The sequence below is a fragment of the Pseudobacteriovorax antillogorgiicola genome (genome assembly GCF_900177345.1).
GTDB classification, from domain to species: domain Bacteria; phylum Bdellovibrionota_B; class Oligoflexia; order Oligoflexales; family Oligoflexaceae; genus Pseudobacteriovorax; species Pseudobacteriovorax antillogorgiicola.
This window is the reverse complement of the sequence record NZ_FWZT01000017.1, coordinates 1-15671: the sequence shown is the minus strand read 5'-3', so window position 1 is coordinate 15671 and position 15671 is coordinate 1. Positions and strand designations below refer to the sequence as shown.

The 15671-nt window shown below is 44.5% G+C and carries 14 protein-coding genes; 8 read left to right on the top strand and 6 right to left on the bottom strand.

From position 1 onward, the window contains the following. The first annotated feature begins 17 nt into the window (after positions 1-17). From B9N89_RS20120 to B9N89_RS20105, 4 genes are all read left to right on the top strand, one after another. On the top strand, positions 18-1973 hold the full coding sequence (locus B9N89_RS20120; protein ID WP_132322194.1) for a SpoIIE family protein phosphatase: 1956 nt from the start codon (positions 18-20) through the stop codon (positions 1971-1973). A 140-nt stretch (positions 1974-2113) separates the two neighbouring features. Further along, positions 2114-2800 (top strand): (2Fe-2S)-binding protein, encoded by a 687-nt coding sequence (locus tag B9N89_RS20115; protein ID WP_132322196.1) that lies wholly within the window; start codon positions 2114-2116, stop codon positions 2798-2800. Positions 2801-2804: 4 nt separating this feature from the next. Then, on the top strand, positions 2805-3884 hold the full coding sequence (locus B9N89_RS20110) for an FAD binding domain-containing protein (protein ID WP_132322198.1): 1080 nt from the start codon (positions 2805-2807) through the stop codon (positions 3882-3884). Further along, the gene (locus tag B9N89_RS20105) at positions 3881-6127 is read left to right on the top strand and encodes a xanthine dehydrogenase family protein molybdopterin-binding subunit (RefSeq protein ID WP_132322200.1); all 2247 of its coding nucleotides are present in this window, start codon (positions 3881-3883) and stop codon (positions 6125-6127) included. Before B9N89_RS20110 ends, B9N89_RS20105 begins: the two co-directional genes overlap by 4 nt. A gap of 108 nt (positions 6128-6235) precedes the next feature. Here the strand turns inward: B9N89_RS20105 and B9N89_RS20100 are convergent, their stop codons facing one another. The 4 genes from B9N89_RS20100 to B9N89_RS20085 form a co-directional block, all read right to left on the bottom strand. Continuing rightward, the gene (locus tag B9N89_RS20100; protein ID WP_132322202.1) at positions 6236-7534 is read right to left on the bottom strand and encodes a sensor histidine kinase; all 1299 of its coding nucleotides are present in this window, start codon (positions 7532-7534) and stop codon (positions 6236-6238) included. A 147-nt stretch (positions 7535-7681) separates the two neighbouring features. Continuing rightward, on the bottom strand, positions 7682-8167 hold the full coding sequence (locus B9N89_RS20095) for a hypothetical protein (RefSeq protein ID WP_132322204.1): 486 nt from the start codon (positions 8165-8167) through the stop codon (positions 7682-7684). 343 nt (positions 8168-8510) lie between these two features. After that, entirely contained in the window at positions 8511-9533 is a 1023-nt protein-coding gene (locus B9N89_RS20090) for an SGNH/GDSL hydrolase family protein (protein WP_132322206.1), read from the bottom strand. 23 nt (positions 9534-9556) lie between these two features. Beyond that, on the bottom strand, positions 9557-9913 hold the full coding sequence (locus B9N89_RS20085) for a response regulator (protein ID WP_132322208.1): 357 nt from the start codon (positions 9911-9913) through the stop codon (positions 9557-9559). Positions 9914-10286: 373 nt separating this feature from the next. Between B9N89_RS20085 and B9N89_RS20080 the strand changes: the two genes are divergently transcribed. From B9N89_RS20080 to B9N89_RS20070, 3 genes are read left to right on the top strand one after another with little or no spacing between them, the layout of a single operon-like run. After that, positions 10287-10676: a response regulator gene (locus B9N89_RS20080; RefSeq protein WP_132322210.1), complete on the top strand. Its 390-nt coding sequence runs from the start codon at positions 10287-10289 to the stop codon at positions 10674-10676. Then, on the top strand, positions 10666-11277 hold the full coding sequence (locus B9N89_RS20075) for a hypothetical protein (RefSeq protein WP_234996135.1): 612 nt from the start codon (positions 10666-10668) through the stop codon (positions 11275-11277). Before B9N89_RS20080 ends, B9N89_RS20075 begins: the two co-directional genes overlap by 11 nt. Continuing rightward, positions 11270-12859: an ATP-binding protein gene (locus B9N89_RS20070; RefSeq protein ID WP_132322214.1), complete on the top strand. Its 1590-nt coding sequence runs from the start codon at positions 11270-11272 to the stop codon at positions 12857-12859. The genes B9N89_RS20075 and B9N89_RS20070 overlap by 8 nt, the downstream gene beginning before the upstream one ends. 9 nt (positions 12860-12868) lie before the next feature. Here B9N89_RS20070 and B9N89_RS20065 read toward each other — a convergent pair whose 3' ends face one another. Both B9N89_RS20065 and B9N89_RS20060 read right to left on the bottom strand, forming a co-directional pair. Further along, on the bottom strand, positions 12869-13228 hold the full coding sequence (locus tag B9N89_RS20065; protein ID WP_132322216.1) for a response regulator: 360 nt from the start codon (positions 13226-13228) through the stop codon (positions 12869-12871). A gap of 94 nt (positions 13229-13322) precedes the next feature. Beyond that, positions 13323-14702: a hypothetical protein gene (locus B9N89_RS20060; RefSeq protein WP_132322218.1), complete on the bottom strand. Its 1380-nt coding sequence runs from the start codon at positions 14700-14702 to the stop codon at positions 13323-13325. 658 nt (positions 14703-15360) lie between these two features. Between B9N89_RS20060 and B9N89_RS31465 the strand changes: the two genes are divergently transcribed. Then, positions 15361-15534, top strand: a complete 174-nt coding sequence (locus B9N89_RS31465; RefSeq protein ID WP_159455513.1) for a hypothetical protein — start codon at positions 15361-15363, stop codon at positions 15532-15534. Positions 15535-15671 lie beyond the last annotated feature (137 nt).

Below are 15671 nucleotides of genomic sequence, written 5' to 3'. Positions count from 1 at the left end.
CTTATCTGGGGTAGGATTTGAGCTTTTTGATCCAAAACATGATTTTTATCATGAGTCTCGCTACTTGCCTTTCTGAGAAGGTGCGAGGTGAAGCGATCCTTTTAGATCAGGCTGAGCAAGTCTATGTTGGTAATCGCGGTGTCTACCTGTTCGATGAGACTGGAACTTTAGCGATTGAAGACATTGTTGGTATTCAGGACTTTGAGGTTCCACCAAACCCTATGGCAAACTACGGGATAAAGGCGGGAGTGTCTTGGGGTAAGTTTGTGTTTGAGAATAGTAGCCAAGTCTCCGAAAAACGAATACTCAATTATCGTTTCCCCGTTACGGATCGTGTCACACTCTATGTCCCCAATCAACTTGGTTCCTATAAAGAAATTAGCCAAGGCGACCAGGTTTCTTTTCTTGAGTATCGCCGCGACTATCGTAGCCCGTACTTCATTGTTGATTTTCCTCCTGGTTTAACTGAGGTCTACCTTAGAATTGAAAGTACTGACATTCTAAAGTGGCCACTATTTCTTTGGAGCGAGGCGCGTTTTCATGAGTTTAAGATTCGAGAATATTTTTTAATTGCGACAACACTAGGTATCATCATATTCGTAGTTATTGCTTCCTTGATCTTCTATTTCACACTCAGGGATCGCACCTTTCTACATATTGCTCTATATAATATTTTCTTTATCAACTTCGAACTTAGCTATCTGGGTCTTCTCGATCAGCTCTTCAGTTTCCATCCCGCCTGGCTGAAGTATATCAATCAATGGTTGATTGTTAACGGTCTCCTGACATGTATATTTGTAACAAACTTCACTGTTAGATTTCTAAAGTTTTGGAGCTACTCAAAAGCGTTTTTTTGGACAGCGCGATTGTTCGTAGGCATGATGACGGTCTTTATCTTAGTTTCGCTCATCGCTGGCTATGGTGCAGGGGCAGTGCTATTACTCTTGAGCAACGGGATGATGCTTACCGTGATTATAGGTGGTGGCTTGATTAGTATTCAAAAAGGCTATCAGCCAGCTCGATTATATTTTCTGGCTTGGTCATTCATGGTATTCGGCAACCTTGCGATGATGGCCAACTTATGGGGGCTTTTCCCTCTGATCACGTCCCTTGAATTAGGGGTGATTTTCGGCGTCATATTAAAGGAATCATTGCTATGTTGGGTTTTGGGTAAGCTGAAGTTTAGCCAGGATCGCAAGATTCGTGATGACTCTATCAAGTCTAAACAGATACGGGAGTCATTGGCGGTAGCTAGGAAGATCCAAGAATCTCTGATCCCAAGTATCAAGCCCATAAAAGGCTTAAATTTTCATACTTTTTATCAACCAGCGCAGAGTATCGGAGGAGATTGGTATGGAGTCTATAACTTTCCAGAGAAAAATGTGAGTCTAATATTAGTTGGTGATGTTACAGGGCATGGTATCCCTTCGGCGCTGATGTCAGGGTCGGTGGCGAGCGTAGCGAGTGCCGTCATAGAACCTATGATGATCGAGTCACAATCACCTAAGACCTTTTTGAAGGACTTGTTTATGACCTTAAACCATACAGTTATGGAGCGTGATGTTGGGGAGCATCAGTTGATGACCATGGTTGGGCTTCTGATCGATCTCTCCCACAGGGTGATCTATTATATCAATGCAGGACATACAGGGGTGATTTTGAAAACAGGCGACACTATGAAGTCTCTTTTGGTTGGTGGGACACCTTTAGGCTTTACCCTGGAGCCAGAACTTGGGGAGACAAGCTATCAATATAATGATGACACTATAGTACTTGTCTATTCAGATGGCTTGATTGAGAACGAAGATGTTGAGATTAGGCCGCTTCGTATTCGTGAAGTTTCAAAGATGATGAAGATAAGCGCGACAGCAGATCAGGCTTATCAAAAAATATCAAGCCGCTATAAGATGCAGTATGAAAGTGCGCAACAGCAAGACGACTGCACGATTTTAGTGATGGATATTGCAAGCTGAGCGTGTGATGACATCACACTCCTTACCAATCTGTTCTCTCGATCATAGATCAAATTTTTTAAATCTACTTGCCACATCATCCTAGACAACGTTAGCTATAGGGAACATTTAGACTAAAACTTAAGTTCTAGGAGTCATGTATGGCTAAAGAAGAAGAGCGTCGGCCAGTGGTTGGCCACGTCAATCGCCGGAATTTATTACTTGGACTCGGTGCAGCGGTGGGTTCATCCGCTGTACCCAGTGCCTATAAGGCCAGTGCACAGAGCGAAAATGATCGTAGCGAAGAGAAATCAAAAACACCCAAAGACTACGTTCTTAGGTGTGAAATTAATGGCCAAAAAATTGAGGCCATGATTGATGCACGAACAACCTTACTGGATTTCCTAAGGGAAAATCTAAAGTTGACAGGTACAAAAAAGGGCTGTGATCAAGGGGCTTGTGGAGCCTGCACGATCCATATAGATGGCCAGCGAGTTCTTGGGTGCCTCACTCTTGCTGTCACAACACAGGGCAAGAAAATCACAACCATCGAAGGGATTGGTGATGAGGTGGATTTGCACCCGATGCAAGAGGCGTTTCTTCGGTGCGACGCCTATCAATGCGGGTATTGCACCCCTGGTCAGATCATGTCAGGAATCGCATGTATCGAGGAAGGACACGGTAGTGAAAGCGTCGAGTCGGTTCGAGAATGGATGAGTGGCAATCTTTGTCGCTGCTCAGCCTACCCCAATATTACAGAAGCAGTGCGCCAGTGCGCAGGTGTCGTGCCTCCCAGTGATCCAGCTAGGACTGTTCGGGTCATCACAGCTAAAGAGAAGAGGAGTTAGTTCCATGCTACCATTTGAATATGTCGAGGCCGACTCATTTCAGAGCGCGTGTTCCCTTATTGACCATCGGAGCACTATGGCATTGGGAGGAGGTACGACGCTCATTGATTTGATGAAGCTAAATGTACTGAAGCCATCATCGCTAGTTTCCATTAAGCCTTTGCTAAGCAACTACATTATTAAGGGTAAAGCTCATCTCAAGATTGGCGCTGCTTGTACTATGGCTCAGCTAGCAGAGAACGGATTTGTGAAGAACGATTTTCCCGCCTTAAGGCAGTCTTTGATACTTGCTGCATCACCTCAGATTCGGAATATGGCGACAATCGCGGGCAATATCTTGCAAAGGAGTCGATCTCCCTACTATCGCCACCCAGACTTTCCTGATCCTAATGCAGGGACCAAAGATCCGTTTGAACTGGAAGTCGACGCAAGCCATCTTGCCATCTTAGGTCATGGAGATCGGCTTATGGGCACCTATCCTGGAGACTTGGCGGTGGTACTATTGGCTTTCGACGCGTCTGTAGTCTTAGCAAGCGATAGAGAAACTAGGGTCGTTGCTTTAAGAGACTTTCTAAACATACCTCAGAATGGTCAGAATCAATACGATGTCGATTTACTACCAGGTGAATTAATAACTGAAGTTCTTATTCCAACCCATAAACGTAGGTCCCTATTCAAACGTAGTATCTACTACAAAGTCCGTGAACGAAGTAGCTATGCTTTTGCCCTTGCAAGTGCTGGCATTGGTCTTCAGTTACAAGGAATTGGTCCGAAGACGAGTTATATCGAGGATGTTCATATTGCCCTTGGTGGCGTTGCTCCGATTCCGTGGCGTGCAAAGGACGCCGAGACCTTTCTGAAGGGTAAAAGACCAAGTGATGAAGCCTTTATGGCAGCCGCAGAAATTGCCCTACGAGACGCACGGGCTCCCATGGGTGGCGATTACAAGATCACTCTAGCGAAGAGAACCCTTGTACGAGCCCTCAAAATAGCAAGAGATCGCGGGGCTCTTAGTGATGATCAAGTTTGGGAGTTGCAACATGGGCGAGGATCAGCCGGAACAACTGAGGAGGCGAAGATATGAAGGATACAGTCTATGAGCCGATCAAGCTTGATGGGCCAGCAGGAAAGTCTATAACCAGACGTAGTGGTCGCGAAAAGGTCACTGGAAAGGCAACTTTCAGCGCTGAGTGGCCAATGGACGGCCTGCTATATGCGACACCGGTAGTCTCCCAGATCAGCAGAGGGCGAATTATTCGGATCGATAGCTCGCTCGCGGAGGCCCTACCTGGAGTTTATAAAGTCCTTACACCAGAAAATTTACCATCATTTACTAGACTACCAGCTTCTGGAGAAGGAAATTTCAGTTCAATTGTCGCCTCAAAAGTTTACCCCGTGGCTGAACGTGACATTTACTATGCGGGGCAGTACATAGCTGCAGTGATCGCAGATAGCTTTGAAACAGCAAGGGACGCCGCATTACTGGTGCAAGTTGAATATGAATCTATGCCATCGGAAACGAATATTCGTAGGGCTGAAGGATCCGAGCAGCCAGGGTCGGTTTCTGGAGCACCCCCCACAGTTGACGAGCAAAATGCTGAGCAAGTCTTGTCTGCTGCAGCTGTTCAGGTTGATCAGGAATACTTTACCGAAGGCAACTATCATAACCCGCTGGAACCTCATGCAACGATTGCACATTGGACCATTAAAGGTGGGAAGCCCTATCTTCTAGTCTACGATTCCAGCCAAAGCCTCGCTTTAGCTCGGCAAACCTATGCACAGCTCTTCAACCTGGATGCTAGTCAAATCCGCGTTGTATGTCAGTATATGGGTGGGGCATTCGGTTCGAAAGGGTTGATGTGGCCCCACTCGATTCTAGCTGTTCTATGCAGTAAAGCAGTGAATCGTCCTGTAAAGCTAGTGGTAAGTCGAAATCAACTATATGGGGGAACAGGATATCGGACACCATTGATCCAACGAGTCGCTTTGGGGGCCAGTCAAGACGGGCTCATTGAGGCCATCATCCACGCAGGTTCTGCGAGTACCTCCGAAGTAGATCAATACACTGAGTCGTTCACTCTCGTCACTCGGATGATGTACCAGCGGAAAGCACTTAAGCTAGAGCAGTTTCAGTGTCGGTTGAATACTCAAGTTCCTACCTTCATGCGTGCTCCTGCGGAAGCAGGTGGAGTCTTTGCTCTTGAAACTGCTATTGATGAACTGGCAGTTAAACTTGAAGTTGACCCAGTGGCTCTTAGAATCAAAAATGAGCCCGTGAAAGATTTGTTTTCGAGTAAGCCTTTTAGCTCACGACACTTAACAACAGCTCTCCAAGAAGGGGCGAAGGCTTTTGGTTGGCATCGACGCCGAAAGACCCCGAGAGAGCTTCGCGATGGTTCTTGGCTAGTAGGCTTTGGCGTCTCAGCAGCGACTTACCCTTCCCTAGGATTTCCTACGCAGGTGACCTTGCGTATTGGTTCTGATGGAACGGCTAAAATACTTTGCTGCTCGCAAGAAATGGGAACGGGAACAGCAACAGTTCAAGCACAGCTGCTTGCTGACTTGCTAGGCATTCCGCAAGGTCGGGTCCAGATGAAGTTAGGAGACACAGACTTACCAGCTGGTGGCATCTCTGGCGGTAGTGCAACGACTGGCAGCGTTGGTGGCGCAGTTCGCCAAGCCTACGACAAACTCAAAGAGAGGCTCTTCGAATTGCTGGCCAGCGATTCGAAATTGAGAAAGGTGCCAATCGATCAAGTGCAGTTTATTGATGGGGCTTTGGTCTATAAAAATGAGATGGCTCGATTTGAAGACATTCTCATGGATGCAAATCGTGATTTTATTGACGTCGATGGCTCCTTTTCTCCTAGCTTTCAAACTAGCACCTCTAATCATTCCTTCGGCTCCCAGTTTGTGGAAGTTGGTGTTGACGAAGACCTTGGTCTGATCCGAGTGCGGCGTATGTTAGGTTGTTTTGCTTGTGGAACCATCCTAAATGCTAGAACCGCCCGCAGCCAATTTCTAGGTGGTATGATCATGGGAGTAGGCCAAGCCTTGCAGGAGTCGATTCGCTGGGATCATCGATTGGGACGAATCACCAACGATGACTTTGCTGAGTACCATGTTCCTGTGAATGCTGATATTCCAGAAATTGACGTATTGTGGATCGATAATCCCGATTTCAATGCCACGCCCATTGGTGCCAAAGGGATCGGTGAGATTGGGATAACTGGAGTTGCAGCTGCAATCGGTAATGCGGTCTATAATGCAACTGGGAAGCGTTTGAGAACATTACCTATGACACCCAAAGAGTTTCTTTCCAGTTAAGGTTCTTTCTATACAGACTGTCTAGAAGGCTTTGTGTCTTCTAGGCAGTCTTTGATGATTTTAGCGAATGCAAATCGTGACCTTAGAGTTCGGAGTTTTGGAAGTTTTTTAGCCAGCAAGGTGGTAGCTGTCAGACTTTTGATTGACTTCGAATCGATTGATCACGATCAAGAAGCTAGTCCTTCCTTCTTCGCTCTTGAAACTGATTTTCCAACTCAATCTTTGGGCGATGCCATAGGCTAACGCTAAACCGATTCCACTTCCTTGACCTACTTCTTTGGTGGTGAAAAAGGGATCTAGTATTCGGTCTTGTAGTTGAACCGGTATTCCAGGGCCGTTATCAGTAATCGAGATTACTAGGTGATTGTCACTGATTCTAGTCTCGAACGTAATCTTAGGATGAAGTGACTTCTTGTCCCCCAGCGCATCGATAGCATTATCAATGATTATTCTCATGACAGTGAAAAGGTGATAGGAGTTGCCTCCAACCATATAGTCTTTCTCTGCGTGAAGGTTTTTAATGACAATACCATTTTGTGAGATCTTAGTATCAAGTGCAGCGAGACACTCACAGAAACTATCCTGTACTGATACATCGAGATTGTCATCGATTTGAGCCTTATAACTATCGTTAGCTAGGTACATCAGTGAGTCAATAACATCTGATATTCGTAAGCTGTTTTTTTGAGCCTTTTGTAACCATTTTGTGAAAGATGCTTCATTTAGCTTATCGGCCTTTCCGAGGCGCTTCAAAACGTCTATGGATCCTGAAATAATGCCAAGTGGGTTGCGTATCTCATGAGCGATACCAGCAGCGAATACACCTAAGGTTGAAAGCTTTTCTCCCTGCTTAATCTGAGCTTGCTGGTTCTCTGAAACTTCTAAAGAAGCGAGCAAGGTTTTTTCTGCTACAGAAACTACATAGAAGATAAATGTTGGTGCGATAGCTCGATCGAGGAAGGTTGAAAACTCTAGATCCAGGCCAGGTGCTACATGTTGTCCGTGGAGGACGTAGCCGAGGGCTAAGGTGAAGTAGAAGAATATTAGGAAGCCAAAACCAACCCGTCGTCCGCATAAGAATGAACTAGTTATAATTATGACTCCAAAGTAATAATAGCCACCAGTTAAATTTGGATGTTGAGCGCTAAGGTTTGCAAAGGCTACCGCGAGAGATCCGATAATGTTGAGGGCCAAGGCACCGTTGGTATAGTTTTCAGGCAAGCTATATCGTGTTGCGACTAATCCGAAGGACATGCCAGCAACTGCAAGAATAGCTGCAAGAATGTACATTGGGCGTTGGTCAAGAAGTTCCGCTACGATTAAAAAGCAGCACAAAACCGATCCAGCAATACTGATATTGCGTGTTAGAGCACTTTTATATAGGTGGTGAAGTTTAACTAGTTCCATCCATAGCTCCTCATTAGAGCAATTCGGATGAATTCATTAAACCTTGAGGATGATTCGCTTGAAATCTTTGCTCTTTAGCATGGAGTGTGTGACGAAGAAACACACTCCCGATACGGCGATCAAAGGTCTTCGCGACCAGGGCTCACCCTAGTTTGAGCATGTGATGTAGGTAAAGCTATCGCAGGGATAACCATTACAAACCATACGATCATCTTGCAATAGGCGGGTGTACCCTACATCAGCAGCACGCTCTAGATCTACAGCCATGCGGTGCCCCATCTCTTCACAGTAGGCGTTTGCAGCTTCTTGGCCACAGTGATTAGCCCAGGTTAGGCACCAGTCAAGACGGTCACCTGCAGGGTGCTTAGGCTCTAGATACTTGTAAACACCTGGCTTCTGTTGAATTGGTGACTGGCCATTGTCTACAATAGGCGGTTGAGGAGGCTGTTGACCCTGGTCGACGGGATCCTGCTGTTGTTGACCTTGGTCCACAGGATCTTGCTGCTGCTGACCCTGATCAACGGGGTCTTGCTGCTGTTGACCTTGATCAACCGGTGGTGTTTGTTCTCCCTTGTTGGCAAAACTTGGTGTGGATAGTAGAGCTAGCATAGACATGATAACTGTAACTTTCATAATCACTCTCCTTCTAAGTTAATTTGGATTCACTGCTGGAGACGCTATCATGACTTCGAAATTAGTCAATTGTTGAGAGAGTGCATGATTAATTTTTAATCAGTTTAGATGCAGGGTATAGAACTTTCGGGATTCTCTAGAATGACTGATACCGTGTGGCTCTAGAGCCTAGCTGAAGAAAATATGTAGACTTTCGTGTATTGCCGAACGGAAGCATTTCTGTCCTTGTTGGTAAATGAATCGTTTAGAGGATTTTTTGTTTCAAAAGACAAAAATTAATGAACAATGAGAGTTCTCGCCTAGTCGTTTTTCCGATCAAAATCTTAACCTTACGGGGGCGCTCCTATCTCTCCGAAAGCCTGCGGCACATAATCTTAGCCTGGTTATAGTTGAACGTGATGTAACTCAGTTCTGAACCAAGATCGGCAAGAAATTTTGTTGCATAGTAGCAGTGCATCATTGTGTTCGGGTGAGTATAATCCCAGTGTCTGGTTCCCATGAGATCCACACAAAATGATTTGTCGTCTTGCTTGAACTCTCCGTAAAGATCACCAGGATAGCAAGCGGTATCCAAGTCTCTAAAGCCAAACTTTATCGGATTTCTGGTCGCCTGATGATAGATATCATAGGCATCCCACAGGACGATATTCTTTCGCGGCCAAGTTTTCTGAAGTTGGCTCACTAGTTTTCTGCATAAGGTATTATGACTTCGAGTTATTTTCTTAAACTCCCTATCCGGTCGACGTTTGGACTGGTTTGGTGGCACGGGCAATCCAGCTAGCTCTGGCATCGTTCCTATGACCAAAGTTTGAAGACCCCGCTGGAGCAGAAGTTGAGCCTGTTTAGAGATATCCTCAATTACCTGCCTCGGGTCGTCATTGATCTTGGCGAAATAGTTATTAGCGCCAATCCATATCACACCCAGGTGCTTCTTACGCTCGCTCTGGGTGGTATCGTTTAGGTAGTCATCAATCTGCTCATGGAGGCTACTCACAAAGAATCCTGAATAGCCCTTCGTCTCTTGAGTTTCAGCTCCGCCTACTGCATAGCTTACCAGTCGCAATTGTAAGCCACGGCTCGCGTAGTCTAGCCAGATAGGTCCATTTGAGAAGCGACCCTCCCAGTAGAGATGGGCTGGTAATACGATACCCCATGTATTGGCTTTGAGATTCGCTGTATCTGAGAGTGAGTCACCAAATACGATCATGCTTTCAAAGGGGTTTTGATAGGGTATTGATACAGATTTTGCAATCCAATTCTTCTGGTTAGGAACCACCAAATCTCGCACATCGGGTTCGTCGGATGGGCTTGTACAAGAGGTAAGAAGGCCTAGAATGCTTATAAATAAAGTTGTCAGGCAATTCAAAAGAAGCTTCTCCTAACACTCCGCTAGGAAGCTTTTTTTATCGTGGTCTTGATCTCATCAGAAATTCTCTTGATGGCATTAGGCTTGAAAAATACCTTTGTTGCTCCAGCGGAGAGTAAGTCTTCTTCCGAAATGGAAACTCCCGTCAATACATATAGAGGGGTGTTACCAATAGCATTGCGGTATTTGCTGATCAACTCAAGGCCTCCTCTTGGAGGAAAATCATAGTCAGTAATGATAAGGTCAAATAGGTTTGATGATGCTTGATTGAGAGCATCCTCGCTGTTCATGGCTCGGTAGAAGGTAACTTTTGAGTTTTCCAAAAATAGTTCAATGACTGATGCAATTTCAGGATTATCGTCTGCTATGAGAACCTTCATAACCACCTTTCCTTAGAGTTGAGCAGCCGTTGGAAGAATGCAGATCAAAAATACTCTACTATAGTTTATCAGATCTCGATTGATTTGATGTCTTCGGGCGATTGAAGCAAGCTGGAGTGTACAGGTACGGTGAAATATTTTGAGTTTGTATATATCTGATAATTGACGAAATATATGAATGAATATGAGATAGGAGGCAAAAGTATTTGGGCACAAAAATATCTTGCACCCGAGACATATAATGAAAGTATTTCCATAGCCTATCTATTCCCTTAGCTTCACTCTGCCAGAGAATGACTCAATGGTAACAAGATCTTGCTTGGTGGAACCGCAAGTAGCTCCGATGAATTGAAAGCAAGAGGAGGAAAATAAGATGTCACTCAAAGTAATATTGGTGGATGATTCTCACTTTCAATTGAATCAAATTGAACGTCTGTTGCAGGATCTTGGGTGTGAAGTAAAGCCCTTCCTTTCAGGTCTTGAGGTCTTAGAGGAGCTGAAAAAGGGTAACTTCGATTGTGTCTTTACCGACCTATTGATGCCGGAGCTTGATGGGTTCGAGCTGAGTGCGATGATTCATGAAAAGTATCCCGATATTGATATCGTTGTGCTGACTGCGAATGTTCAGAAGAGTTCGGAGGAACAGTGTCACGATAATGGAGTTAAGTATTTCCTCAACAAGCCAGTACAAAAGGAAACTCTCGAAACTGTCGTGAATCAGCTACGTCAAGATCGGAAGAAAAATGAAAAACATGTCTCATGAACTAGATAGTTACGAGCTTGAGGTGTTAAGGGATCGCCTGTCGCAGGGAGTGACTCGTGCATCTCAGGCTATCCAGGCGATAGTTTCAAAGCAGATCAACCTAAGTTTGCCAGAAATCAAGCTTGTTCGCTGCCAGGATGATTCGTCAGAAGTTGGAGAACCTCAGGAACTGATGTCCTATGTTAGCCTGGGATTCGAAGGAGGACTCAGCGGAACGGCCACAATCGAATTCACTCGGAAGAGTGCGATGCAGTTGGTTCGCAAGCTAGTGCCAAATGCTGGTGATGGGTCTCAGGATCTTGATGTGATGGGAGAATCAACGATCACAGAAATCGGAAACATTGTGCTGAACGCTGTCATGGGAACTACTGCAAACTTTTTTTCCCTCGACTTAAAGTACTTTGTTCCCCAGTATCACCACGACCAAGAATCAATACTAAAAGGTAAGGATGGCACGGAAACTATGCTTCTCTTTATTGAAACATTTCTGATCGTAGAAGACAAGGAGATCGAAGGCAGAATTCTCGTTCGATTTAGGGTTGATGGAGTCAGGGAACTTTTAGAAAACTGGTTCCCCGATAAGGGTCTAAAATATGCCTAGCATCTTGGGCTACCTTGATCATATTCCCCAAGGCTACTGCGTATTCGATAGCAGTAGAGTGGTCATATTCTGGAATCAAGCTCTGGAAATGTGGACGTCAATCAATCGGGACAAGGTTCTCGGTCGCAAGTTAGAGGATGTCTGCCCGAAAATTGCTACAGAACCCTACAGTGGAGTCATCGAGGATGCTATTCAAAGCCAAGCACCGGTATTTTTTTCAGCAACCTTACACAACCACCTGATGCCACTAAACTGCAAGGATCCCGACAAACGGCAGGTTCATCAAACTTACATGGTGACCTTAGAAAGAGGTATCTATGCGTTAATAGTAGAAAATGTGACTAGTATCTTTCATATCGTGCAGGATCATCGTAATACTATCACAAAACTAAAAATAGCTGAAAGTGATGCAAGAAATGCCGAACAGGCCAAAACCTCATTTCTCGCTAATATGAGCCACGAGATTCGAACACCTCTCAATGCAATCATTGGTTTCTGTGAAGAGGTGATGGATGATGAAGATTTGAAGTCATCACATCGAGATATGTTGCAACTTGTATCCGAATCAGGAAAAAATCTGAGCCGAATAGTGGGCGATGTCCTCGAATACTCACGTATTGAGGCACATAGAATTGATTTGGACCCTCAGCCTACTAACTTAACTCGATTTATTCAATCAATTGTAAAACTTTACGGAAAGTGTATTGATACCGGAAGGGTTCAGCTAAAAACTGAATTGGCAGTTGATAGTAGGCTATGGGTTGAAGTCGATGAAACGCGTTTAGGGCAGATCATCAGCAACTTACTATCCAATGCGATTAAGTTCACGAAGGAAGGCACCATTTGGGTCAAGGTTGAACTCAAAACTAATCAATCAGAAAGCCATATCGTGATAGCGATCGAGGATACGGGAATTGGCATCGACCTTTCAAAAATTGAGCGACTTCTAATGCCTTTTGAGCAGGGAGATCTGTCCACTACGAAGACTTACGGAGGCACAGGTCTGGGTTTGAGTATCGTGAAAGGCCTTATTGAGCAGATGAGTGGTGTGTTCGATGTGGAAAGCAAACTAGGAGAGGGGGCTAGAGTTACTGTTTCCATACCAACTCAAGTAATTGACGCTCCTGAAAGCGTGCCGATTCCAATTCAACAGGCTAAGCTACTTCATCGTCTGAGAGTTTTGGTCGCCGAGGATCGTGCGACCGAGCGTCGCTTGATCGCGAAACAATTGAGCCATTTCAATACCTCTGTAGATTTTGTAGAAAATGGCAAGGAGCTTCTTCAGATATCTGACTTGTCCTCTTATGAGCTGATCTTGATGGATTGTAAGATGCCCGTTATGAACGGCTACCATACTACGGCCTTGCTGAGAGAGAGGTATGGCAAAGGCCTTAGGATAGTTGCCCTTACAGCAAGTGTTTCGGAGGCCGAAATAGATCGTGCTTTCGAAGCTGGGATGGATCAAGTCCTCGCCAAGCCAGTTAGTAAGGATCAGCTCAGGGAGCTACTTTCATCGATTCGAGACAATACCTTCAAACGCCACGAAACTGATTTCTTAGAGAAAAAGGTCAAAGCTATCTGATTAGTGAAGCTAGTCATCGGCAATAGCTGATCTGATCAGTCTTTCTAGATTGGGAATGTCGAAAGGCTTGTGGATGACCTCCTCGATCCGAGAGCTGGGGCAAGCGAATGTGTGGTCTCCTGTCATTATCACAATTTTAGTTTGCGAATCCAAAGAATCTAAGAATTCAGAAATCTTGTGAGAGCCAAGTCCGGGTAAGTTCAAATCGAGCAATAGAATATCAAAAGGTAGCGAGTCCTGACTCACATGGAAAACATCGAGGCGATTAAATGTCTCGATGGATATAGGAATACCCAAGTGATCAAGCACAAAAGCTAGGGTGTCAGCTATCGATGTTTCATCGTCGACTATGGCAGCTCGTTTCACCATAAAAACCACTTATTCTTTGAATTCACTAGTAACCTCTATCAGTTATCGGAACTCTTTTGAAAAAACCTGATGCCTTTGCCTAAGGTAAGATTGCCTAAAAGAGCATGACATCGCCGGGGCTTTTCGATTCTTTTTTTTGCTCACCCTGAGCATGGGGCAAGTAGAAACCCTTTGAGAACTTTTCTTGATCTGTGACCAGAGAAGACTCAATCATTGTATACAATTCAGTTGCAAAATATGCCCATTCCACTCTAGCTTGTTTCTTGTCAGTGATGAGAGTTAGCTCTTTTAGTCGATGCTCTATAATCTGCCTTAGAAGATCGAATCCCTGCAAAGTTCCGCTCAAGTTAAAAAGTGTTTGACTCCAATTCTGAAGTTCTTTGCAAATGATATTTTGAGTTTTCTTCCACGATTTCATGGATAGAACGTCCATGATACCCATGATGTCGCGAATTGCTCCAAGGGCTACGGTATCCAGTTCAGAAATTTCTTGAAAGTCTTTTTCGAATCGATCGAAGTAGTCCAAAAGCTCGAATATTAACGATCCGGCGTTGACCCCAAGATCTTCGATCTTGCTGAGCATGTTTGTGAGTTTCTGAACTTCCTGGACATAGCTATCAATACCTTGATGGAGAGACGAGTCTTTTATGAAATATTCATTTTGGCTAAGAACTTCGATCTTGAGAATCTGCATATGAGATCCCTGTTTTATCTCTTTCATCGAGCTATAGATCTTAGAGCAATTGCTTTCGACATTCTGGATACGAGACAAAATATCATCAGAGTTATCGCGATATGTATTATAGTTTTCTGTCTTTAGATGCTCGAAACTCGAAAGTACTGAGTTCCATATCATCATTGTTTCTTTGAGATTGCGTTTTAAAACAAAATCAAGTGACTCCAAGAGGTCCAATGATAAGCTAAGAGTTGATTGACAAAATGAGATGTAGTCATGCCAGAATTTGAACTCATCCTGATTGATCTTCAACCAAGGACTTCGTTCAAGCCCTTTGGGTAAACCCTCTTGAAGGAAGTACCGTTGATTGCCTACAAATTGATAGCCCTTGAACCAACGGATAAAGTAATTGGGGCTGTGCTTAGCGAATTGCTTTAGCTCATTTTTGGTAATTTCAATAGATTTCATTTCAAAGTCTTGATTGATGAGCTGCATTTCGAGGCTTACAATTTCGTAAGTGTCATAGAACCGTGGCAGGAGCTTGATATAGTCGAAAATTCGATTCGGTACTTTTTTCAGTTTTATGGATTCTAGACCTTTTTCGGCGAGAAATTTATCTAGGTGAAGTAACGCATTCCAAGAACACGCGACAACATCAGATAGGTCGAGGGATATGGTTTGCTTTTTCCCTATGTGCTCATCAACTGTTGCAAAGTTAATGGTTTCATCGATAATACCAAGCAACTTTATATCGCCTTCAGAGGTGAGGACTCTAAATCGTTGCTGGTTAGTACTCATAAGGCTCCAAACTTAGCCACAACTCATGAAATGACAGCGGGCAAGATCTTTTATACAAGCATATATCTGAGATTTCGGTCGAAGTTTATAAGGACTTAAGCGCGGGCGAGGGTTAATCAAGACTTTGATGCCTTCAAACTACCATCAATCGTAATCACTCGATATTTTGTCGAATAATTCTTTGATAGTCTATTGCGATGGTTCGAACGCATTTGGGATGGGACTCGATCGGATGACTGACCCTCTTAAGACGGGCAAACATTGTAATTCTAATGAATTTGTTCTAAATGTCGCTAGCTATATCGAGTCGAGTCAGAAATTTGACTCCGGGTACCAGCTGGACGAAGTGTAAGGGAGGTCGTTCCTAGTCCACCTATGCCGGAATAGCCGTGGCTAACTCAGCCTGTCGGTAGATGGTGCAACACTCTCGGAAGAGAGTTGGGCGAACCTCCTCGGCTCGGTGGGCTGTCGAGAGGTGAGTTTTTGCCTATAATTGTTTAAGAACTTTATGAAAATGCTCTTAACCAGGGCCTGTTGCCACTCGAACCTTTAGCAGTGTGAGAACTATCTTTGCTAAATAGCCTTGAGGCTTCGCAATAAACCTTGTACGAACTCATCTTGTTCAAGGTTTTTTGCATGCATTATCATAGGCGTCATCATGTTACGAATCTTCAAGCTACTCAGCTTACTGCTGATAAGCCTCCTAGGCCATTCTGCCTTTTCTAAAACTCTCGACTCCAAGCTTTTGAAAAAAATTCCATTTGGAGTTGTCGAAGTGGTTCTTCCTCAAACCTGGGATCTACCAAGTCGCTGGCAAGTGCTCCAGCCATAGCTGAAGGCTTGGCTGGTGGTGAAAGCCAGCTATTGTGATCCCGAGTAAAGAGCGATAGCTGCTTTGAGCAGGTGAGCAATCCTTCATTGGATTTCACCTTGGTTCTCAATGTACTGTTTTAGAACTGACAAAGGCGC

Bases quoted from the DNA above. Each gene is read 5' to 3' on its own strand.
- B9N89_RS20115 (WP_132322196.1), top strand. From the start codon at position 2,114: ATGGCTAAAGAAGAAGAGCGTCGGCCAGTGGTTGGCCACGTCAATCGC.
- B9N89_RS20110 (WP_132322198.1), top strand. From the start codon at position 2,805: ATGCTACCATTTGAATATGTCGAGGCCGACTCATTTCAGAGCGCGTGT.
- B9N89_RS20105 (WP_132322200.1), top strand. From the start codon at position 3,881: ATGAAGGATACAGTCTATGAGCCGATCAAGCTTGATGGGCCAGCAGGA.
- B9N89_RS20100 (WP_132322202.1), bottom strand. From the start codon at position 7,534: ATGGAACTAGTTAAACTTCACCACCTATATAAAAGTGCTCTAACACGC.
- B9N89_RS20095 (WP_132322204.1), bottom strand. From the start codon at position 8,167: ATGAAAGTTACAGTTATCATGTCTATGCTAGCTCTACTATCCACACCA.
- B9N89_RS20085 (WP_132322208.1), bottom strand. From the start codon at position 9,913: ATGAAGGTTCTCATAGCAGACGATAATCCTGAAATTGCATCAGTCATT.
- B9N89_RS20080 (WP_132322210.1), top strand. From the start codon at position 10,287: ATGTCACTCAAAGTAATATTGGTGGATGATTCTCACTTTCAATTGAAT.
- B9N89_RS20075 (WP_234996135.1), top strand. From the start codon at position 10,666: ATGTCTCATGAACTAGATAGTTACGAGCTTGAGGTGTTAAGGGATCGC.
- B9N89_RS20070 (WP_132322214.1), top strand. From the start codon at position 11,270: ATGCCTAGCATCTTGGGCTACCTTGATCATATTCCCCAAGGCTACTGC.
- B9N89_RS20065 (WP_132322216.1), bottom strand. From the start codon at position 13,228: ATGGTGAAACGAGCTGCCATAGTCGACGATGAAACATCGATAGCTGAC.
- B9N89_RS20060 (WP_132322218.1), bottom strand. From the start codon at position 14,702: ATGAGTACTAACCAGCAACGATTTAGAGTCCTCACCTCTGAAGGCGAT.
- B9N89_RS31465 (WP_159455513.1), top strand. From the start codon at position 15,361: ATGTTACGAATCTTCAAGCTACTCAGCTTACTGCTGATAAGCCTCCTA.